The sequence below is a fragment of the Streptomyces sp. NPDC020807 genome, from assembly GCF_040641575.1.
Taxonomy (GTDB): Bacteria; Actinomycetota; Actinomycetes; order Streptomycetales; family Streptomycetaceae; genus Streptomyces.
Genome location: NZ_JBFADU010000006.1, coordinates 273556 through 292708, shown reverse-complemented (window position 1 = coordinate 292708; position 19153 = coordinate 273556). Strand labels below are relative to the sequence as shown.

General features: G+C 74.3%; 17 protein-coding genes. 2 read left to right on the top strand and 15 right to left on the bottom strand.

Annotated elements, in window-relative coordinates:
* Positions 1–110 precede the first annotated feature (110 nt).
* Positions 111–1409 (bottom strand): alpha/beta fold hydrolase, encoded by a 1299-nt coding sequence (locus AB0G79_RS13470; protein WP_360805051.1) that lies wholly within the window; start codon positions 1407–1409, stop codon positions 111–113.
* Positions 1410–1524: 115 nt separating this feature from the next.
* Here AB0G79_RS13470 and AB0G79_RS13465 point away from each other — a divergent pair, with 115 nt between their 5' ends.
* Positions 1525–2541 (top strand): hypothetical protein, encoded by a 1017-nt coding sequence (locus AB0G79_RS13465; protein WP_360805048.1) that lies wholly within the window; start codon positions 1525–1527, stop codon positions 2539–2541.
* Between the two features lie 19 nt (positions 2542–2560).
* On the opposite strand, the gene nadE is transcribed toward AB0G79_RS13465, so the two are convergent.
* The 10 genes from nadE to AB0G79_RS13415 all read right to left on the bottom strand — a co-directional run bounded on the left by nadE (position 2561) and on the right by AB0G79_RS13415 (position 13395).
* Entirely contained in the window at positions 2561–3391 is an 831-nt protein-coding gene (gene nadE / locus AB0G79_RS13460; protein WP_360805045.1) for an ammonia-dependent NAD(+) synthetase, read from the bottom strand.
* A gap of 57 nt (positions 3392–3448) precedes the next feature.
* The gene (locus AB0G79_RS13455) at positions 3449–4588 is read right to left on the bottom strand and encodes a sulfite oxidase (protein WP_360805042.1); all 1140 of its coding nucleotides are present in this window, start codon (positions 4586–4588) and stop codon (positions 3449–3451) included.
* Positions 4589–4630: 42 nt separating this feature from the next.
* Positions 4631–4921, bottom strand: coding sequence for a hypothetical protein (locus AB0G79_RS13450; protein WP_360805040.1), 291 nt, complete (start codon positions 4919–4921; stop codon positions 4631–4633).
* An 80-nt stretch (positions 4922–5001) separates the two neighbouring features.
* Positions 5002–7440 (bottom strand): regulator, encoded by a 2439-nt coding sequence (locus tag AB0G79_RS13445; protein ID WP_360805037.1) that lies wholly within the window; start codon positions 7438–7440, stop codon positions 5002–5004.
* 52 nt (positions 7441–7492) lie between these two features.
* Positions 7493–9115 (bottom strand): molybdopterin-dependent oxidoreductase, encoded by a 1623-nt coding sequence (locus AB0G79_RS13440; RefSeq protein ID WP_360805034.1) that lies wholly within the window; start codon positions 9113–9115, stop codon positions 7493–7495.
* An 89-nt stretch (positions 9116–9204) separates the two neighbouring features.
* Positions 9205–10173 (bottom strand): amino acid ABC transporter permease, encoded by a 969-nt coding sequence (locus AB0G79_RS13435; RefSeq protein ID WP_360805031.1) that lies wholly within the window; start codon positions 10171–10173, stop codon positions 9205–9207.
* Entirely contained in the window at positions 10170–10835 is a 666-nt protein-coding gene (locus AB0G79_RS13430) for an amino acid ABC transporter permease (protein ID WP_360805028.1), read from the bottom strand. Before AB0G79_RS13430 ends, AB0G79_RS13435 begins: the two co-directional genes overlap by 4 nt.
* A 10-nt stretch (positions 10836–10845) precedes the next feature.
* The gene (locus AB0G79_RS13425) at positions 10846–11721 is read right to left on the bottom strand and encodes a glutamate ABC transporter substrate-binding protein (RefSeq protein WP_360805025.1); all 876 of its coding nucleotides are present in this window, start codon (positions 11719–11721) and stop codon (positions 10846–10848) included.
* Between the two features lie 52 nt (positions 11722–11773).
* Entirely contained in the window at positions 11774–12529 is a 756-nt protein-coding gene (locus AB0G79_RS13420; RefSeq protein WP_360805022.1) for an amino acid ABC transporter ATP-binding protein, read from the bottom strand.
* 170 nt (positions 12530–12699) lie between these two features.
* Entirely contained in the window at positions 12700–13395 is a 696-nt protein-coding gene (locus AB0G79_RS13415) for an alpha/beta hydrolase (protein ID WP_360805019.1), read from the bottom strand.
* A gap of 233 nt (positions 13396–13628) precedes the next feature.
* Here AB0G79_RS13415 and AB0G79_RS13410 point away from each other — a divergent pair, with 233 nt between their 5' ends.
* Positions 13629–14087 (top strand): cyclic nucleotide-binding domain-containing protein, encoded by a 459-nt coding sequence (locus AB0G79_RS13410; RefSeq protein ID WP_360805016.1) that lies wholly within the window; start codon positions 13629–13631, stop codon positions 14085–14087.
* Between the two features lie 116 nt (positions 14088–14203).
* On the opposite strand, the gene AB0G79_RS13405 is transcribed toward AB0G79_RS13410, so the two are convergent.
* The 4 genes from AB0G79_RS13405 to AB0G79_RS13390 all read right to left on the bottom strand — a co-directional run bounded on the left by AB0G79_RS13405 (position 14204) and on the right by AB0G79_RS13390 (position 19136).
* On the bottom strand, positions 14204–14767 hold the full coding sequence (locus tag AB0G79_RS13405; RefSeq protein WP_360805013.1) for an SAM-dependent methyltransferase: 564 nt from the start codon (positions 14765–14767) through the stop codon (positions 14204–14206).
* Positions 14768–14872: 105 nt separating this feature from the next.
* Complete coding sequence (locus AB0G79_RS13400) at positions 14873–16750, bottom strand: tetratricopeptide repeat protein (RefSeq protein ID WP_360805010.1); 1878 nt, start codon at positions 16748–16750, stop codon at positions 14873–14875.
* 95 nt (positions 16751–16845) lie between these two features.
* Positions 16846–17553 carry a 4'-phosphopantetheinyl transferase superfamily protein gene (locus AB0G79_RS13395; protein ID WP_360805007.1) on the bottom strand — a complete coding sequence of 236 codons (708 nt, stop codon included), beginning with the start codon at positions 17551–17553 and terminating at the stop codon, positions 16846–16848.
* Positions 17554–17729: 176 nt separating this feature from the next.
* On the bottom strand, positions 17730–19136 hold the full coding sequence (locus AB0G79_RS13390) for a DEAD/DEAH box helicase (RefSeq protein ID WP_360805005.1): 1407 nt from the start codon (positions 19134–19136) through the stop codon (positions 17730–17732).
* Positions 19137–19153 lie beyond the last annotated feature (17 nt).

The window sequence follows — 19153 nt, the reverse complement described above, 5'->3', positions numbered from 1 at the left end:
GCGAGTTCTACCCTCGGTGAGAGATCGGCACCATGAGTAATCCGGCCGCAACGCTTGGACTTTTACGCGTCACACCGGCCGCGTCAGCCTCCCTCGTCACACCGGCCGCGTCACACCTCGTTCCGGGCGAGGGAGAGCAGCCGGTCGAGGACGCGCGGTCCCCCGGCCCGTACGCCGTCGTGCTCGAACTCGTCGGTGACCCAGGTGCGCAGCCCGCGCACGGCCCGCGCCGTCTCCAGGGAGTGGGCGGTGTCCACGTACATGTCGTCGTGGTAGACGGCGGCGGCGACGGGGACCTCGTTCGCGGCGAGGCGCTCGGGGTCGTACAGCGGGGCCCAGTCGGCGCGGGCGGCGAGGAGTTCGGCGGTCTCGCGGAGCGGGCGCAGGGCGGGGTCGGTGGTGAAGAGCCAGGGGTGGACGGTCTCGCCGGTGAAGAGGAACGGCGCGCCGGCGGCGAGGGCCGCGCGGGCGTCGAACTCGGGGAACTCGGCGCGGACCCGCTCGGCGGCCCAGTCGGTGGGGCCCTGTCCCTGGGCGTAGATGGCCTCGTGGAGCACGGCGTAGAGGGGGTGGCCCGCGTACGACAGGTGGGCCTGGACCTGCTCCAGGAAGGCGTCGGCGAGCTCGGGCCCGCCGGGCGTCGGGACGAAGGCGTGCTCCAGGAGCAGGTGGAGCTGGTGGGTGCCGTCGCCGGAGCCGAGGAGGATGCCGAGGGACTGGAAGGCCTCGACGGTGAGGAGCCCGCCGCCGGGGAGGGTGACCTCGCGGTCGGCGAGGTGCGCGGCGATCGCGCGGGCGCGCTCGGCGTCCTGGGGGTAGCGGGCGAAGTGGTCCTCGTTCTTGCGGCGGACGCGGGGGTAGGCGGCGCGGTAGACGTCGTCGGCGGTGGCGTGGAGCGAGGGCAGGCCGCCGGTGACGAGGACGGTGTCGAGACCCTCGGGCGCGGTGGAGAGGTAGTGGGTGGCGCAGAAGCCGCCGAAGCTCTGGCCGAGGACGGTCCAGGGGGCGCCGCCGGTGAGCCGGCGGCGGATCAGCTCGCAGTCCCTGACGATGGAGTCGGCGCGGAAGTGGGCGAGGTAGTCGGCCTGCTCGCGCGGGGTGCCGCGCAGGGCGAGGGTCTGCCGGTTGGCCGGGGTGGACCGGCCGGTGCCGCGCTGGTCGAGCAGGAGCACGCGGTACTCCCGCACGGCCCGCCCCAGCCACGCCTGCTGCCCGACGAACCGCCGCGCCCCGAACCCGGGCCCGCCCTCCAGGTAGACCAGCCAGGGCAGGTCCTCGCGCTCCCGGCCGGCGGCGACGAGCTCACGCCCGAACACCTCGATCCGCTCGCCGTCGGGCCGGTCGTGGTCGAGGGGGACGGGGAAACGGTGGTCCGTGAGGACGAGGCCGGGCTGACGGTAGGTGGTCAACGCTGCTCCTGCTGATGATCCGGTAATCGTGCACCCCCGCGAGGACAGTGGATCACATGGCGGAGCCGGGCGGGCGGACCGGCCTCCTGTCAGTGCCGGTTCCTATGCTCGGGCCATGGAGATCACTGAGCGCACACTCGCGGATGCCTGGCACGGGGCGGTCGCCGGACACTCCCCCCTCGACGGGACCGCGCTGCCCCGCGTCGTCCGGTCGGAGGAGGAGGCGGACGACCACGTCGAGAACTCGTGGAACGACGACCTCTTCCTCCTGCTCGACGAGAACGGTACCGTGCACGGCCGTCGCGAGTACCGGGAGCTGTTCGCCACCAAGGATCTCGACCAGGTGGTGTACCTGCTCGCCGAGGAGGCGGTCCGCCGGCTCGGCGGCAGCCCCACGGAGGTGGCGGACGCGCTGGACCGTGCCGATCCGGCGTGGGGTCGCCGGTACCGTACCGGCGGCCTGGACGACACGGGGACGGTCGAGGCCTGCGGGCTCGACCCGCTGGAGGGTCTCGCCTGGATAGCCCGGTCCTGGCTCGGCCAGGACCCGTACACGTTCCTCGACTTCTACCGCGCGGCCCCCGGCCGGACCGTCGACCCCGAGCGGCTGGCCCTGCGGTACGGGGCCGATCCGGCACAGGTCGCGGCCGGAACGCGCCGGAAGGACCTGGAGGCCCTGGAGGGCGGGCAGATCCCCTCGCAGCGCCAGTGGGAGAGCTGCTGCTACGGCCGGGCGGGCGAGTGGACGTACCTGTTGCACAACGGCACGCCGCGGGGGGCCGTCGCGGACAAGGAGCCCTACGAGGCGCTGGGGATCGAGGACTTCGTCTCGCTGACCGCCACCGCCGCCAAGGCCGTCTACTCCTTCGACTACGTACGGGGCGGCCGGCGCGTCGACGACGGGGACGACGAGATCCTGGAACTGATCGGGTACGAGCGCGGCCGCCCCGCGTACCTGCGGGGCGGCCGTCTCGACTTCCTCAACCGCGCCCTGCGCCGGGCCGAGCTCGACCACCCCGAGGTGACGGACACCTACGCGCTGTACTTCCACGCGCTGGAGACGTCACTCGGCCTGCGTCTCCCGCGCCGGGACTTCGCGGAGGGGGAGGTGCGGGTCGCGTACCTGGCGTAGGGCCTCGGCCCCGCCCCGCTCAGGGCGCGGTCGGCAGCTGCCGCTTGTGCTCCGTGAGTTCGTAGCGGCGGACGATCGTGGCGAAGGCGGCCTCGGTGACCGGCTTGCCCTCCAGGAAGTCGTCGATGTCGTCGTACGTCACGCCGAGCGCGTCCTCGTCGGGCTTGCCCGGGTCGAGGGTCTCCAGGTCGGCCGTCGGGACCTTCCAGACGAGTTCGGCGGGGGCGCCGAGCTCGGCGGCGACCGCGCGGACGCGGCGCTTGGTGAGGCCGGTCAGCGGGACGACGTCGGCGGCGCCGTCGCCGAACTTGGTGAAGAAGCCGGAGACCGCCTCGGCGGCGTGGTCGGTGCCGACGACGAGGCCGTCCTTGGCGCCGGCGACCGCGTACTGGGCGATCATGCGCTGGCGGGCCTTGATGTTGCCCTGGACGAAGTCCTGGTGGTGGGCGTCCCGGAAGGTCACACCGCCCGCGAGCGCGGCGTCGAGGGCGGCGTCGCTGGCGGCCTTCACGTCCACGGTGAGGACCTCGTCGGCGCGGATGAAGCCGAGGGCGGTCTGCGCGTCGCTCTCGTCGGCCTGGACGCCGTACGGCAGGCGCATCGCGTAGAAGGTCGCGTCGTGACCGGCGGCGCGGGCGCGCTCGACGGCGAGCTGGCAGAGGCGGCCTGCGGTGGTCGAGTCGACGCCGCCGCTGATCCCGAGCACGAGCGAGCGCAGGCCCGTGGTGGTGAGCCGCTCGGCGAGGAAGGCCACGCGACGCTCGATCTCCACGGCCGGGTCGAAGGTCTCGGAGACCTGGAGGTCCCGGGCGATCTGCTGCTGGACGGCGATGGGCGCCGGGTCGGTCACGGGGGGCTCCTCGTCGGGGTCGGTCGATGTCGGGGGCGTGGTGCGCCCCTGTCGACTCTACGCGCCGTCGCGCGCACCTCCCGGTCGGAGGTCCTCCCCCTCCGCCGCGCAGTACACCTCGACGTGCTGGACGAGGTTGTTCGCGAAGCCGCCGCGGTTCCACGGGCCGGTGAGCGGCTGGACGTACCCCTCGGCGTCCGTCGCCCGCGCGGTGAGGCGGTACGGCCCCGGGGCCGCCGTCCAGTCGGCCCGCCACGCGCTCCAGGCCCACGGGTGGGCGGGGTCGCGCGTGACGTCGGCGTCGCTCCACGTCGTCCCGTCGTCCGCGCTGACCTCGACCCGGGTGACGGGCCCGTGGCCCGACCAGGCGCGTCCGGCGAGGGGGACGGGCCCGGGGCGGACGACGCGGACGCGGGACATGAAGTCGGGGAAGCCGGGCGGGATCATCAGGGCCCGGGGCGCGATGCGGGTGACGGCCTCCCCCGGGTCGTCCGGCTCCTGGCGGAGGCGGTAGGCGACGGCCTGCTGGAAGCCGGTGTACGGGGTGGCGGTGAGCGTGATGTCGTGGAGCCACTTCACGTGGGCCATGCCGTACCAGCCGGGCACGACGAGCCGGAGGGGGCTGCCGTGCTGCGGGGGCAGCGGGGCGCCGTTCATGGCGTAGGCGACGAGGACGTCCCGGGCCGGGTCGGCGGCGGTGGCGAGCGGCAGGCTGCGGCGGTAGTCCTGCTCGACGCCCCGTTCGACGCCGTGGTCGGTGCCGGTGAACACCGCCTCGACGGCGTCCTCGCCGGCCCCGGTGTCAGAGAGCAGCGCGGCGAGCGGCACGCCGGTCCAGTCGGCCGTCCCGACGGCCTCCACCAGCCAGGGCTGACTGACGGGCCGGGGCAGCAGCCGGGCCCGCCCATTGCCGGCGCACTCCAGGGTCACCCGGCGGGTGACGGCGGGCCGGGCCCGCAGCTCGTCCATGCCGAACGCGACCTCGCGGAGCACCCGGCCGCCGACGGTGAGCCGCCACGCGTCGGGGTCGGTGGCGGGGATGTCGTAATGCACGAGGACGTAGTGGAGGCCGGGCGGGGACACGTCGTACCGCAGTGCTTCGAGGGGCAGGCCGTGGTTGCGGGTCGCGAGGGCCAGCTCCTGCGCGCTGATGCCCTCCTCGGGCCCGGCGAGCCGTCCCGGCGGGCTGATGTCCATGCCTTCATGGTGCGCCGGGGCGGGTGGGGTGTCCTGTTCGGCCTACGGGGAGCCGGTGCCCTCGCCCGGCGCGACCGTAGCCCACCAGGACGTCAGCCGGGCGGTCACGGCCTCCGCCTCGGACTCCGTGCAGCCCAGACCGAAGTGGTCCTCCATGTCACGTCGGAGGAACGCGGCGATCGCCGTCGGGTCGGCGCCGCCCCGGAGCATGGCGAGCAGGGGGCCGATCATGCAGTCGTACTCGTCCCGCACCTCGTCGGCGACCCCGATCGGATCCCACGTGTTGAGGAGGGCCCGCAGGCCCCGCTCGGCGCTTCGGAGCTCGGATCGCATCGCCCCAGGATGCCAGGCCCGCGACCGGCCGGGCCCCGCGAGACCGGCGTCCGGCCGGGCCCCGCGCTGCGCGCGACCGGCTAGCCGCTCTCGCGCAGCGCCCGGTCGAGGCCGTCCTGCGGCAGGCCGGTGAGGGCGCGCTGGAACAGCTCCTCGTACGCCGCCGCGCCGATCGCCGCGCGGGCGGCGTCCGTGTACGTCTCGTGCAGGGCGCGGAGTCCCGGCAGGCCGCGGCGCGGCTGGCCGGTGAAGCGCCAGTAGGCCTCGCCGGTGCCGGAGACGTCGGCCGCGCGCTCGGCGTCCCCGGCGGCGGCGAGCGCGGTGGCGAGGACGTCGAGCCCGAGGGCGACGCCGAGGGTGGCGCCGAGGCGCCGCGTCCCGTCGAGCATGGCCCGCGCGTGCCGCGCGGCGGCCACCGGGTCGCCCTCCAGGAGTCCGGTCAGGGCGAGCTGGTACTCCAGGGCGGTACGGGTCCAGTGCTCGTCGAGCTCGTCGCACACGGCCCGCAGGGCGAGCGCCCGGTCCCGCGCCTCGGCGAGCCGCCCGAGCCCGGTGAGCGCGAAGACCCGCACGAGCTCGCACCGCAGGCGCGCGGCGGAGTCCCCCGGCCCGCCGGGCACGGACTCCAGCACGTGCCCGACGACGACGTACGCGGCCCGCACCCGCCCGGTGGTCAGCGCGACGAGCCCGCCGAGCGCGGCGGCGTCGAGGGTGAGGTCCCGCGCGGGAGCCCGCACGGACTCCGGCGCGGCCCGCGAGCCGCCGGCCGCGGGCGGGACCCCGTGTGTCCCGCCCGCCGCGTCCCGCGCCGGAGCGGCGGCCGGGCCGGGACGCGGCTCGGCGTGCGGCCCGGCCGCCGGCACCACCACCGAACCCGGCCGAAGCCCGCTCGCCGGCCCGGGCTCGGCGCTCGCCCCGGCGCCGGGCGCGGCCGCGCCGCCGCTTCCGAGGGGCCCGGTCTCGGCCGGTTCCGCCGGCGGCCCGGACTCGGCCGGGCCCGCCGAGGACCCGGAGCCGGGCGAATCGGCCGACGGCCCCGGCCGTTCCGGCCGTACCGGCGGCTCCGTCGGCGGTACGGCCGGCCCCGTTCCCCGTCCCTCCTCGCATTCCCCGTACTCCGCGTACTCCTCGTACTCCGCGTACCGCGCCTCCCGCGCGCACTGTTCCCCGACCTCCTGGGCCGGGGCGAAGTCGCCCTGGAGCAGGAGGGTCACGCCCAGGGCCCACAGGGCCCGGGAGCGGGCCCGGCCGCGGGAGGCGGAGCGGGACAGGGCCTGTTCGAGGCCGTCGCGGGACTCGCGGAGGTGGCCGCGGCAGGACCAGGCGAAGGCGACGGAGCCGATGAGGTCGAGGGCCGCGTCGGGGTCGGTGCGGAGCAGGTGGTCGAGGGCCCTGCGCAGGTCGGTGTGGTGGGCGTCGGCGCCGCCGTGGCGGAGGCGGGGCGCGCCCAGCCAGGCGGTGTCGGCCCGGCGGGCCAGGGCCCGGAAGTGGTCCGCGTGCCGGTCGGCGACCGTCGCGCTCTCGCCGGTGCGGTCCAGCCACGTCGCCCCGTACGCCCGGATCGTGTCGAGCATCCGGTGGCGTCCGGCCGCGTCGGGCGGCTGGACCACGGAGGAGCGGACGAGTCCGTCGAGGACGGCCGGGAGGGTGTCGGCGGTGAGGGGGCCGCCGGAGCAGACGGCGGTGGCCGACGCCGGGTCGAAGGGGCCGCGGAAGACGGACAGCCGGGCCCACAGGAGCCGTTCGAGGGGGTCGCACAGGGCGTGGCTCCAGCCGATGGCCGCGCGCAGCGTCTCGTGGCGGCTGGGCCAGACCCGTTCGGTGGAGGCGAGGAGGTCGAAGCGGGCGCCCGGCGGCTCGTCGGGCCGGGAGGCGAGCTGGTCGCGTACGGCCTCGGCGCCGACGCGCCGGATCTGCGCGGCGGCGAGCTCCAGGGCGAGCGGGATGCCTTCGAGCCGTACGCAGATGTCCGCGGCGGGCCCTTCGGCCGGGAGCGTCTCCCCCGTGGCCGTGCGCAGCAGTTCCAGGGCGTCGGGTCCGTCGGGCGGCAGGGGTTCGAGGGCGACGACGTGTTCCCCTTCGACGCCGAGGGACCGGCGGCTGGTGGCGAGGACGGTCAGCCCGGGCGCGGCGGCGAGGAGTTCGGTGACGAGCCGGGCGCACGGTTCCGTGAGGTGTTCGCAGGAGTCGAGGACGAGGAGGAGCCGGTCCTCGGCGAGGCGGCGGCGGAGCGCGGTGGTGGCCATGCCGGGCGTGTGGTCCGAGAGGTCGACGGAGTCGGCGACGAGGGCGACGAGCAGCCGGTCGCCGTCGAGCGGCGTGAGGTCGGCCCACCAGGCGCCGTCCGGGAACCGCTCGGCGACGTGGCGGGCGGCCCGCAGGGCGAACCGGGTCTTGCCGACCCCGCCGACGCCGGTCACGGTGACGAGCCGGTGCTCCGTCAACGCGGCGGAGACGTGCTCCAGTTCCTCGCGGCGCCCCACGAACCCGGGGCTCTCGTCCGGAAGATGTCCACGCACGGCAGCAGTCTCCCCCATCGCACCGCCGAACGGGCCCGCTCGACCTGGTTCGTTACGTTCGGCGCCCGCGCACCGTCACCTCCACCGTGTGCCATCCCTCGGCGCCGTCCGGCATGGTGTCCTTCCGCGGCTCCGGCTGTGTCGCGCCGGTGGCGTCGGTGGCGCGGACGCCGATCGTGTGGCGGCCGGGGGCGGCCTCCCAGGCGTACGACCACTGGCGCCAGGTGTCGCGGCCGGTCGGGGCGGCGAGCCGGGCGGGGCGCCAGGGGCCGTCGTCGATCCGCACCTCGACCCGTTCGACGCCCCGGTGCTGGGCCCAGGCGACCCCGGCGACCGTGACCGTTCCGGCGTCCGGGCGGGCGAGGGCGCGGGGCGTGTCGATGCGGGACTGCGTCTTCACCGGGGCCTCGGCGGCCCAGCCGCGCGGGACCCAGTAGGCGTCGTACGCGTCGAAGGTGGTCAGTTCGAGGGACGTGATCCATTTGCAGGCGGAGACGTACCCGTACAGGCCGGGGACGACCATGCGGACGGGGAATCCGTGGGCGAAGGGCAGGGGCTCCCCGTTCATCCCGTAGGCGAGGAGCGCGTCGCGGCCGTCCATGACGTCCTCGACGGGGGTGCCGATCGTCATCCCGTCGACGGAGCGGGCCACGAGCTGGTCGGCGGGCCCGCCCTGGGAGGGCGGCCGGACGCCGGCCTCGCGGAGCAGGTCGGCGAGGGGGACGCCGAGCCAGCGGGCGTTGCCGACGTACGGGCCGCCCACCTCGTTGGAGACGCAGGCGAGCGTGATGTCCCGCTCCACGGCCGGCCGGGCCATCAGCCGCGGGAGGGTCAGGACGGTCTCCTCGCGGACGCCGAGGCCGTGGAGGCGCAGTCGCCAGCGGTCGGCGTCGACCTTGGGCACGACGAGCGCGGTGTCGACGCGGTAGAAGTCACCGTTCGGGGTGAGGAAGCGGCTGATGCCGGGGACGGGGAGCTGCGCCCCGGCGGGCACGGGCGGGGCGGGGGACGCCGGCCGCGGCAGGCGGAGCGCGGCACGTGAGGCGGCGGCGCGCTCCTGTACGGGGGAGCCCGCGGCACGGCCGAGCGCGACGGCCCCGGTCGCGGCCAGGCCGGCGCCCCCGGCGACCAGCAGGAAGCCGCGCCGGTCGGCCCGACCGGCGGCCGGTCCCGGACGGGGCTCGGCTCCCCGGCGGTTCCCCCCTCCCGGGGCCCCGAGCCGCCCGGCCAGGACGTACAGGAGCAGCGCCCCGCACGCCGCGCCCGCCGGCGACGGCAGGGCGTCGAGGGCGGAGTCGGAGTCGGGGCGCGTCACGGCCGCCACGGCGCCGATCACGCCGAAGGCCCCGGCCGCCGCCGCGCCGAGGGCGCGGTTCCGGAGGGCGATGCGGCCGATCGCGACGGCGAGGAGGCCGAGGAGGAGCAGGATGCCGACGGTCAGGACGGTCTTGTCGGCCTCGCCGAAGGTGCGGATCGCCCATTCCTTCACTCCGGCCGGTGTCCGGTCGACGACGGCGCCGCCGACGGCCGGGACGGGTGCGGCCTCGGGCCGTACGCGGGAGGCGACGAGGTCGGCCACGGCGAGGGAGACGTACGCGCTGACCAGTCCGGCGAGCGCGGCCAGCAGTCGGTCCGTGGGTGGGGGCGCCGCCGAGGTGGGCGTATCCGGGTTCATGGGTCGAACTTCGGCACGTCACGCTTCCCGCACAAGTCCCTGGGGGGTCTCGTCGACGAGACCGGCATGATCGGTGAGGCACCCCTTGGTCAGGGGGCGTCCCGTCGGTCGGGCCGGTCTCCGGTGGCGTCGCCACGGCCGGCTCCCCGGGTGTCCCCCGGCGCGTCTCCCGGGACCGCCAGCTCTTCGACCGCCTCGACGCCGACCACCGCGCCCGTGCTCCTCTTCCCGCGCCGCAGGCGTCGCTCCAGCCAGGAGGCGAAGGTGGTGAGCGCGAAGTTGAGGACCACGAAGATGACGGCGACCACGGTGAAGCAGGCGATGGTGTTCGCGCCGTAGTTCGCGCTCATCGGCCGCACGGAGGCGAGGAGTTCGGAGAAGCCGAGCATCGCGCCGCCGAGCGCGGTGTCCTTGACGATGACGACGAGCTGGCTGACGAGCGCGGGCAGCATGGCGGTGACGGATTGCGGGAGCAGCACGTACGCCATGGTCTGGCCCTTGCGCATGCCGATCGCCTTGGCCGCGTCGGTCTGGCCGCTCGGGAGGGCGAGGATGCCGGCGCGGACGACCTCGGCGAGGACGGAGGCGTTGTAGAGGACGAGGCCGGTGACGACCGCGTACAGGGGCCGGGTGTCGGGGCTGATGTCGGTGAACTCGGAGTACGCGGCGTTGGCGAAGAGCATGAGGATGAGGACGGGGATGGCCCGGAAGAACTCGACGACCGTTCCGGCCGCGCCCCGGACCGCGCGGTGGTCGGAGAGGCGGGAGATGCCGAGGAACGCACCGAGGGGCAGGGCGATGACCATCGCGAGCCCGGCGGCGATCACGGTGTTCCCGAGGGCGGGCAGGATGTACGTCTCCCAGACGCGGGGGTCGGTGAAGAAGGGTGCCCACTTGGACCATTCGAGCTGGTTCTTCGCGGCGAGGCCCGCCACGACCCACCAGACGACGGCGGCGAGGGCCAGCAGGAACAGGACGGTCCACAGGAGGTTGCGCCGCCGGGCGCGGGGGCCGGGCACGTCGTACAGGACGGTGGGGACGTCCTTCTCGCTCTTCACCGCTTCACCGCCACCTTCTTGGCGATCCAGCCCATCAACAGGCCGGTCGGCAGGGTGAGGCAGAGGAATCCGGCGGCGAATATCGTGGAGATCAGGATCAGTTGGGCCTCGTTCTCGATCATCTCCCGCATGAGCAGCGCCGCTTCGGCGACGCCGATCGCCGCCGCGACCGTCGTGTTCTTGGTGAGGGCGATGAGGACGTTGGTGAGCGGTCCGACGACGGAGCGGAACGCCTGCGGGAGCACGACGATCCGCAGGACCTGCGGGAAGCTCAGCCCGATCGCGCGGGCCGCCTCGACCTGGCCGAGGGGGACGGTGTTGATGCCGGAGCGGAGCGCCTCGCAGACGAAGGCACTGGTGTAGGCGGTGAGGCCGAGGACGGCGAGCCGGAAGTTGATGGTGGTGAACCGCTCGGCGCCGAGGCTGACGCCGAGCGTCTGGAAGAGGCCGAGCGAGGTGAAGACGATGATGACGGTGAGGGGGATGTTGCGGACGACGTTCACGTACGCGGCGCCGAAGCCCCGCATGAGGGGGACGGGGCTCACGCGCATGGCGGCGAGCAGCGTCCCCCAGACCAGGGAGCCGACCGCGGAGTAGACGGTCAGCTGGACGGTGGTCCAGAAGGCTCCCAGCAGGTTGTAGCCTTCGAGGAAGTCGAACACGGCGGTCCGCTCACTTCACGACGACGCCGATCTCCGGGGCCGGTTCGTTCTGGTAGCCGGCGGGCCCGAAGTTCTTCTTGACCGCCGCCTCCCAGGAGCCGTCGGCGACCATCTTCTCCAGGGCGGTGTTGATCCTCGCCTTGAGTTCGCTGCCCTTCTGGACGCCGATGCCGTAGTTCTCGTTGCTCATCTCGAAGCCGCCGAGCTCGAACTTGCCCTTGAACTCCGGCTGCGCCGCGTACCCCGCGAGGATCGAGTCGTCCGTCGTGAGGGCGTCGACGACGCCGTTCTCCAGGCCGGTCAGGCACTCGGAGTAGCCGCCGTACTCCTGGAGTTGGGCGTCGGGGGCGATCTTGTCCTTGACGTTCTGCGCGGAGGTCGAGCCGGTGACCGAGCAGAGCTTCTTGTCGTTGAGGTCGGACGGCTCCTTGATCGAGTCGTCGTCGGCGCGGATCAGCACGTCCTGGTGGGCGAGGAGGTAGGGGCCCGCGAAGTCGACCTTCTCCGCGCGCTTGTCGTTGATCGAGTACGAGGCGACGATGAAGTCGACGTCGCCGCGCTGGAGCAGCGTCTCGCGGTCGGCGCTCTTCGCCTCCTTCCACACGATGTCGGCGGGGTCGTGGCCGAGTTGCTTCGCGACGTAGGTGGCCACGTCGACGTCGAAGCCGGTGTACGTGCCGTCGGGCGTCTTGAGGCCGATGCCCGGCTGGTCGTACTTGATGCCGATGGTGATCTCGTCGCCGTCGCCGTGGTCGGCGGGTACGGCTCCGGAGGCGCCCTGCGCGAATCCGGCCGACGTGACGGAGAGGACCACGGCCGCCGCGACGGCGACGGAGGCCCTCACCGCCCTCCCGATCCCGAGCGGCGTCGTGTGCGTGTGGCTCATGACCATGGCGATCACCCCTGGGGGCTGCTGGGCGCGCGAGGGCCACGGCTCGTCAGTGGTGGAGGATCTTGGACAGGAAGTCCCTGGCCCGTTCGCTGCGCGGATTGCCGAAGAACTCGTCCGGGGTCGTCTCCTCCACGATCCGTCCGTCCGCCATGAAGACGACGCGGTTGGCCGCGGAGCGGGCGAACCCCATCTCGTGGGTGACGACCACCATCGTCATGCCGTCCCGGGCGAGCTGCTGCATGACCTCCAGGACCTCGTTGATCATCTCGGGGTCGAGCGCGGAGGTCGGTTCGTCGAAGAGCATCACCTTCGGTTCCATCGCGAGGGCGCGGGCGATCGCCACGCGCTGCTGCTGGCCGCCGGAGAGCTGCGCCGGGTACTTGTCCGCCTGCGAGGCGACCCCGACCCGGTCGAGCAGGGCGCGGGCGCGCTGCTCGGCGGCCTTCCGGTCCTTCTTGCGGACCTTGATCTGGCCCAGGGTGACGTTGTCGAGCACCGTCTTGTGCGCGAAGAGGTTGAACGACTGGAAGACCATGCCGACGCCCGCCCGCAGGGCCGCGAGCTCGCGGCCCTCGGCGGGGAGCGGACGGCCGTCGACGACGATCTCTCCCGCGTCCACGGTCTCCAGACGGTTGATGGCCCGGCACAGGGTCGACTTGCCCGAACCCGAGGGGCCGATGACGACCACGACCTCGCCGCGGCGGATCGTCAGGTCGATGGACTGGAGGACGTGCAGGGAGCCGAAGTGTTTGTCCACTCCGCGCAGTACGACGAGCGCGTCGCCGCCCTCCGGGACGGGCATGGCACCCTCCAGGGTCGCGCCCCCTCAGGTCTCATGCTCCGCCCTCCGCCGGACGCGCGCACGCCGGGCGGAGGCGGACTCCCGGGCGCCGGGGGCCGGGGGCCGGGGGCCCGGGCCTGCGGGAGGGCGGGAGGGGCGGAAGCCCGGGGGGGCGGAGGCCGGGAGGGGCGTCAGCCCGCCGTGTCCCGTGCGGCGAGTTCGACGAGGTCGCAGATGTCGCCGGGCCGGGAGGCGAGCGACGCGTGGCTCGCGTCGAGCTCGACGATCTTCCGGGGGTTCATGCGCTGCGCCATCCGGCGCTCGTTGTCGGGGTGGATCATGCGGTCCTCGGTCGACACCTGGTACCAGCACGGCTTCGCCCGCCAGGCGGGGGCGGTGACCGCGTCGCCGAAGGTGGAGGCGAGCGGCGCCTTCTGGGTCACGGCCATGACCAGGGCCTCGTCCTCGCCCAGGTCCTGCGCGAAGCTGTCGCGGAAGGCGTCCTGCCGGATCCAGAGGTAGCCGTCCGAGTCGGGGACGATGTTGTCGAAGGCGGCCGGCGGTCTCTGCTCGCTGATCTGCCCCGGGCTCTCGCCCGCGTCCGGGGCGAAGGCGGCGACGTAGACGAGCGCCCGCACGTTCGGCAGGTCGCCGGCCTCGGTGATGACGGCACCGCCGTAGGAGTGACCGACGAGGACCACGGGGCCCTCGGCCTGCCCGATCATCTTCCGGGTGCGTTCGGCGTCGTCGGCGAGCGAGGTGAGGGGGTTCTCGACGGCGTGCAGCCTGTCGTATCCGCGTCGGTGGAGCTCGACGACGACCTTCGACCAGTGGGCGGCGCCGCCCCAGAATCCGTGCACGAGGACGATCGCGGGCTTGTCTGCCATGGGTCTGTCCGTACCGATCTACGCGAGGGATGGATTCCCGCCCCCTGGTCCCGCCCCCAGGTCCCGCCCCGACCCCGCCCCGTCCTCCCCCGGCCACGCTACGTGCGCGGTCCGGGCGCCGCACCCCGCCCCTGCCCCGGCCTCCCCCGCCCGTCCGGACGCACGGCGGCTGCGCACCCCCACCCCGTGTCCGACACTGGCAGTGGGAGCCGAACGTCCGAGGAGGGTCCGCCATGAACAGCGCCGCACCCAAGGTCAGCACGTTGCCGCCGGAGCACCGCGAGCGGCTCATGGCCTTCGCCGAGGACGTGTACTTCGAGTCGGGCCACCGGCTCTTCGAGGAGCAGCAGCACGCCGACAGGTTCTGGATCGTGAAGACGGGCGCGGTGACGCTCGACGCCAAGGTCCCGGGCCGCGGCTCGCCGGTGATCGAGACCCTGCGCCACGGTGAGCTCGTCGGCCTCTCGTGGCTGTTCCCGCCGTACCTCTGCCAGTCGGGGGCGGAGGCGATGACGCCGGTACGGGCGTACGAGTTCGACGCCCCGGCCGTACGGTCGATGTGCCGCACGGACACGGAGTTCGGCGCGTCCGTCACGTACTGGGTGGGCTCGATCCTGGCCCACCGCCTCCAGGTGACGCGCGTCCGCCTCCTGGACCTGTACGCGCCCCACGGCAGCGGGATCATGGCCTAGAAGGCCGGCCCCGCCGCACCCGACCTCCGCGAGAGTGACACCCCTCGAACCGCTGCGGGTTCGGGAGCAGTTCACTCGGGCAGGTTCACGCAGCACGCGGCAGCCCGCCCAGGTCCTCAGTAGTACGCGCGCATGATCTCGTCGGCCCACGCCGGCTGGACGGTGGGCTCCTGGGGGCCGAACTCGGCCATGTACGGCTTGATGTCGAGGACCGGGGTGCCGTCGACGGCGTCCAGGCCCCGCACGTGCAGGTCGAGGCCGTCGGTGCGGACGAGGCGGCAGCGGGAGACGCCGATGCGGTTGGGACGGTTCTTGCCGCGCTGGGCGAAGATGCCGACGAGCGGCCAGTCCGTGTTGCCGCGGGGGTGCCGCGCGCCCGTCTGGACGGCCTCGGGCCGGACCCGGTCGAAGTGGTAGACGACCTCCAGGTGCGAGAAGTCGTCGAGCCCGGCGAGGGCCTCGGGCCCGAAGGCCTCGGCGTCGAGCCGGATCACGGCCTCGACCCCGCCCCACTCGTCGTCGCGCACCTCGCCCCGACCGCCGACGACATGCCCGACGGGGTGGGACACGACCGCGTGCCGCTGCCCCCGTTCCTGTTCCTGCGCCTGCTCCTGGGCCTGTCCCTGCGCCCCCGCCTTCTCCTGCGCCCCCGCCCGCTCGCGCTTCCGCTCTTCCGTCATGCGCCGCCTCTTCGCTTCTCTCACGGGGGACGCCCCTGTCCCCGCCTCCGTACAAGATCGTCACGACCGTACTCCCGTTCGCCCGGAGCCGCCCCCGTTTCGGGATCAGCGGCCCGGCTTCGCGGTGAGGCGGCGCAGCTCCTCCGCCGTGCGGGCCGCGTCGCGGGCGGTGTCCCGGTGGCCGCGCTTGCGCAGGTACCAGGCGAGCCAGGCGAGGGACTCGGCGAGGGCGGCGGTGTCGTTGCTCGGGTGCATCCGCTCCACCGGGCCGAGCAGCCGGACCGCCTCCGCGGTGGGCTGCGCCACCTCGTCGGCGCGCTCGATGCGTGCGAGCCGGAGGGCGAGGTTGGAGAGAGCGTGGACGAGCCCGTCGCGCTGCTTCTCCGGCTCGCGGCGGTGGAGCCGCCGGTGGATGTCGACGGCCTGCTCGGTCACGGCGAGCGACTCGGCGTGCCGGTCGCTGTCGGTGAGCCGGATGCCGAGGTTGTTGAGGGCGCGGGCGAGTTCCCCCTCGTACCCGAGGGGGTCGGTGTGCGCGAGCTGCCGGTAGAGGGCGACGGACTCGGTGGCGGGAGCGACGGCGTCCCGGTGGCGGCCGAGCACCGCGAGCCGGCTGCCGAGGCTGTCGGCCGCCTCCGCGAGCAGCGGCCGTACGACGTCGGGCGCGACGACCAGGAGCCGCCGCCCGAGGTGGACGGCCTCGTCGACGGCTTCGAGCGCCTGGGCCCGGCGCCCGGCCCAGGCGCGGACGAGCCCGAGGTTGTGCAGCGTACGGGCGAGGGCGACGGCGGCTCGGGCACCGCCGCCGTCGGCGGCGGCCGCGGCCCGGCCGAGGGCGACCGCCTGGTCGAGGGTGGCGACGGCGAGGTCGATGCGGCCCACCTCGGCGAGTGCGAGGGCGCGGGAGTTGAGGCGGTCGATGTCGGGGAGGGGGTCGGCGGGAGCGGCGGAACGGGGTTCGGTACTGGGTTCTGTACGGGTGTCGGTACTGGGTTCGACACTGGGTTCGGTGCGAGCCTCGCCGGGGGGCTCGGGGACGGACTCGTCCCGAGGTTCGGTACGGGTTCCCGCGCCGGACTCGTCGCGCGCCCCCGGCATGTCGCCGCCTCCCGCGCCCCCGCGCCCGCGCCCGTATCCGTACAGGTTCAGGAGGCGGTCGACGAAGGCCGTGGCCCTCGGCTCGCGCGCCTCGACCTCGGCGCGGAGGGCCGTCGCCTCGGCGAAGTAGGGTCCGGCCTCCTGCGTACGGCCCAGGCCCGTGAGCGTACGGGCGAGGGCGAAGGCGACGGCGGCGTGCTCGGCGGTGTCCCCGGTCGTCCGGGCGCCCGGGGCCCGCTCCGCCGCGTCCCGGTACGTGCCGATGGCCTGGCGCAGGACGTCGACGGCCTCGGGCTGGCGGCCCATCTCGCCCAGCTTGATGCCGAGGTCCCCGAGGGAGGAGGCCAGCGCGCCGGAGCCCGCGCCGGTCGCCGGGTCGACGAGGGAACGGCGGAGCGCCACGGCCTCGGTGATCCGGTCGAGGGCCTCGTGGTGGCGGCCCGTCTCGGCGAGCTGGTTGCCGAGGTTGACCAGGGCGTCGGCCAGTTCGCCGCGGCCGTCCTCGACGACGCCCTTGCCGATGGCCCGGTGGAGGGCGGCGACGGCGGCGTCGGCCGCGGCACGGGCCTCTTCGCGGCGTCCGACGACGCCGAGGCTGAGGGCCTGCCGGTGCAACGCGACGGCCAGGCCCGGGAGATGAACGTCGCCGTGGAGCGCGAGCAGGTCGCGGTAGGCGTCGGCGGCCTCGCCGAGGATGCCGATGGACTCGTCGTGCCGGTCCGGGTCTCCGGCGAGCAGGCCACCCAACTCCAGGAGCGCGTAACCGAGTTCGCCGAGGAAGGGGTCGGGTTGGACGGCGGCCGCGCGCCGCAGGGCCGCGACCCGTCGTTCCAGGTCACGTCGCTTCGCCGCCTCGGCCGCCGGTGTGCCGTCGTGTGTCTCCATGCCGCGCCCCCTTGCCCGGAAGGATGGGACGGAAATGATCCTCGACGCGGTTGAACGCCGAGTAAAGAGACTGTCCCCGGGCGGACTTGGTTCCGCTACCGGGTGAGGACGATCGCGGTGAGCACGACTCCGTCGCGCACGAGCCAGCGGCCGGTGAAGCCGTCCCGGCGCGTGCCGTCGACGACGGGTCCTGGAACGAGGAGTTCCGCGGTGAAGGTACCGGCGCCGGTCCCGGCGCCAGTGCTGGTGCCGGCGTGCGCGCCGTCCCCGCCGTCGGGCGTGAACGCGATGACCGCCTCCTCGAAGTCCAACTCCTGTCCCGTCAGCGGGTACCAGGTCTTGAAGACGCTCTCCTTCGCGCTGAACAGCAGCCGTCCCCACGGCATCCGGGGCGCACCGGCGGCGAGTTCGTCGAGGTGGCGGCGCTCCTCCGGCAGGGATATCACCGGCAGGACGCCGTCCGGCAGGGTCGCCTCCGCAGGTTCGGCGTCGATGCCGAGGGAGGCGACGTCCGCCGTGCGGGCCACGGCGGCGGCGCGGTAGCCCTCGCAGTGGGTCATGCTGCCCGCGATGCCCTCGGGCCAGCGCGGGGCTCCCCGCTTGCCTGGCGGCAGCGGGCCCTCCGGCACGCCGAGGCGTCCCAGGGCGAGGCGCGCGCAGTGCCGGACGGTGCCGAACTCCTGTCGCCGCTTCTCGACCGCGCGGGCGACGGCGGCCGCTTCCTCGGGGAACAGGGCGACGGGCACGGAGTCGTCGGTGCGCCACTCCGTGGCGACGGAGCCGGGCACGAGTTCACCGATCACGCTTCTCCCCTCCCTGCTTCCCTGTCCGAGCTTGCCCGTCCGGCCTTGCCCGTCCGGGTTTCCCCGTCCGGCCTTCCCCTGGCCAGGCTTCCCATGTCCATGTCCATGTCCATGATCAGGAGACGACGGACATGGGATCACGACCGCGTCGGGGGCCGCAAGGGCCCCCGGCGGGGTCAGCGGCCGCGCCGGATCCGGGCCGCCGCGCGGGCCTCGGCCTGCTGCTTGGCCTCGTTGGAGCGGCGGGAGGCGTTCTTGGCGCGGCCGGGCTTTCCGGGGACGGTGCCGATGCCCCGGAAGGCGGCGCCGCGCGGGTCGCGGTCGGGGGTGACGGGCGCGTTGCCACCGATGGCGACGCCGGAGGGGGTCCTGGCGCCGGTGATCCGCGTCAGCTCGGCCTCGCCGGAACGGACCTGCGTGACCTTCGGCCGGATGCCCGCGTCTCCCATGAGGCGCAGGACGTCCTGGCGCTGGTCCTTCGTGGCCAGGGTGACGACGAGGCCGGACTCGCCGGCGCGGGCGGTGCGGCCGCCCCGGTGGACGTAGTCCTTGTGGTCGGCGGGCGGGTCGACGTTCACGACGAGGTCGAGGTCGTCGATGTGGATGCCGCGCGCGGCGACGTTCGTCGCCACGAGGACGGGCACGGCCCCGCTCCTGAACCGGTCGAGGGTGTGGGTGCGCTGCGGCTGCGACTTGCCGCCGTGCAGCGCCGCCGCGCGGACGCCGCTGCCGAGGAGGTGCCGGGTGAAGCGGTCCACGGACGCCTTGGTGGCGAGGAACATCAGGGTCCGCCCGTCGCGGGCCGCGATCTCCGTGGCCGTGGCGTACTTGTCGGGGCCGTGGACCTGGAGGACGTGGTGCTCCATGGTGTCGACGGCTCCGGCCGAGGGGTCGACGGAGTGGACCACCGGGTCGTCGAGGTACTCGCGGACGAGCTGGTCGACGTTCTTGTCGAGCGTGGCCGAGAAGAGCAGGCGCTGTCCGCCCGGCTCGACCAGGTCGAGGAGGGCGGTGACCTGCGGCATGAAGCCGAGGTCGGCCATCTGGTCGGCCTCGTCGAGGACCGTGGCGGTCACCTGGTCGAGGCGGCAGTCCTTGCGCTCGACGAGGTCCATGAGACGGCCGGGGGTGGCGACGAGGACCTCGACGCCCTCCCGGAGCGCGGCGACCTGCCGGTTGATGGACACGCCGCCGACGACGGACGCCATCCGCACCTTGAGGACCTGGGCGTACGGCTCCAGGGCGTCGGTGACCTGCTGGGCCAGCTCGCGGGTGGGGACGAGGACGAGTGCGAGGGGCTTCTTGGCGTCGGCGCGCCGGCCGGCCGTGCGGGCGAGGAGCGCGAGGCCGAAGGCGAGGGTCTTGCCGGAGCCGGTGCGGGCACGTCCGAGGACGTCGCGGCCGGCGAGGGCGTTCGGCAGGGTCGCGGCCTGGATGGGGAAGGGGGTGGTGACGCCGAGCTCGGTGAGCTTCCGCAGCACCTCGGGGGGCAGTTCCGTGGCGTCGAAGGTCTCCGCCGGCGGCAGGGCCGGGGTGACGGTCTCCGGGAGCGCGAACTCGTTCTTGCGGTCCGAGGGGTTCATGAATGCCTTCCTTGGCA

Excerpts from the sequence above, each read along its gene's own strand:
- AB0G79_RS13465 (WP_360805048.1), top strand. The coding sequence starts at position 1,525 with ATGGAGATCACTGAGCGCACACTCGCGGATGCCTGGCACGGGGCGGTC.
- AB0G79_RS13450 (WP_360805040.1), bottom strand. The coding sequence starts at position 4,921 with ATGCGATCCGAGCTCCGAAGCGCCGAGCGGGGCCTGCGGGCCCTCCTC.
- AB0G79_RS13440 (WP_360805034.1), bottom strand. The coding sequence starts at position 9,115 with ATGAACCCGGATACGCCCACCTCGGCGGCGCCCCCACCCACGGACCGA.
- AB0G79_RS13425 (WP_360805025.1), bottom strand. The coding sequence starts at position 11,721 with ATGAGCCACACGCACACGACGCCGCTCGGGATCGGGAGGGCGGTGAGG.
- AB0G79_RS13420 (WP_360805022.1), bottom strand. The coding sequence starts at position 12,529 with ATGCCCGTCCCGGAGGGCGGCGACGCGCTCGTCGTACTGCGCGGAGTG.
- AB0G79_RS13400 (WP_360805010.1), bottom strand. The coding sequence starts at position 16,750 with ATGGAGACACACGACGGCACACCGGCGGCCGAGGCGGCGAAGCGACGT.
- AB0G79_RS13405 (WP_360805013.1), bottom strand. The coding sequence starts at position 14,767 with ATGACGGAAGAGCGGAAGCGCGAGCGGGCGGGGGCGCAGGAGAAGGCG.
- AB0G79_RS13455 (WP_360805042.1), bottom strand. The coding sequence starts at position 4,588 with ATGGACATCAGCCCGCCGGGACGGCTCGCCGGGCCCGAGGAGGGCATC.
- AB0G79_RS13390 (WP_360805005.1), bottom strand. The coding sequence starts at position 19,136 with ATGAACCCCTCGGACCGCAAGAACGAGTTCGCGCTCCCGGAGACCGTC.
- AB0G79_RS13415 (WP_360805019.1), bottom strand. The coding sequence starts at position 13,395 with ATGGCAGACAAGCCCGCGATCGTCCTCGTGCACGGATTCTGGGGCGGC.
- AB0G79_RS13410 (WP_360805016.1), top strand. The coding sequence starts at position 13,629 with ATGAACAGCGCCGCACCCAAGGTCAGCACGTTGCCGCCGGAGCACCGC.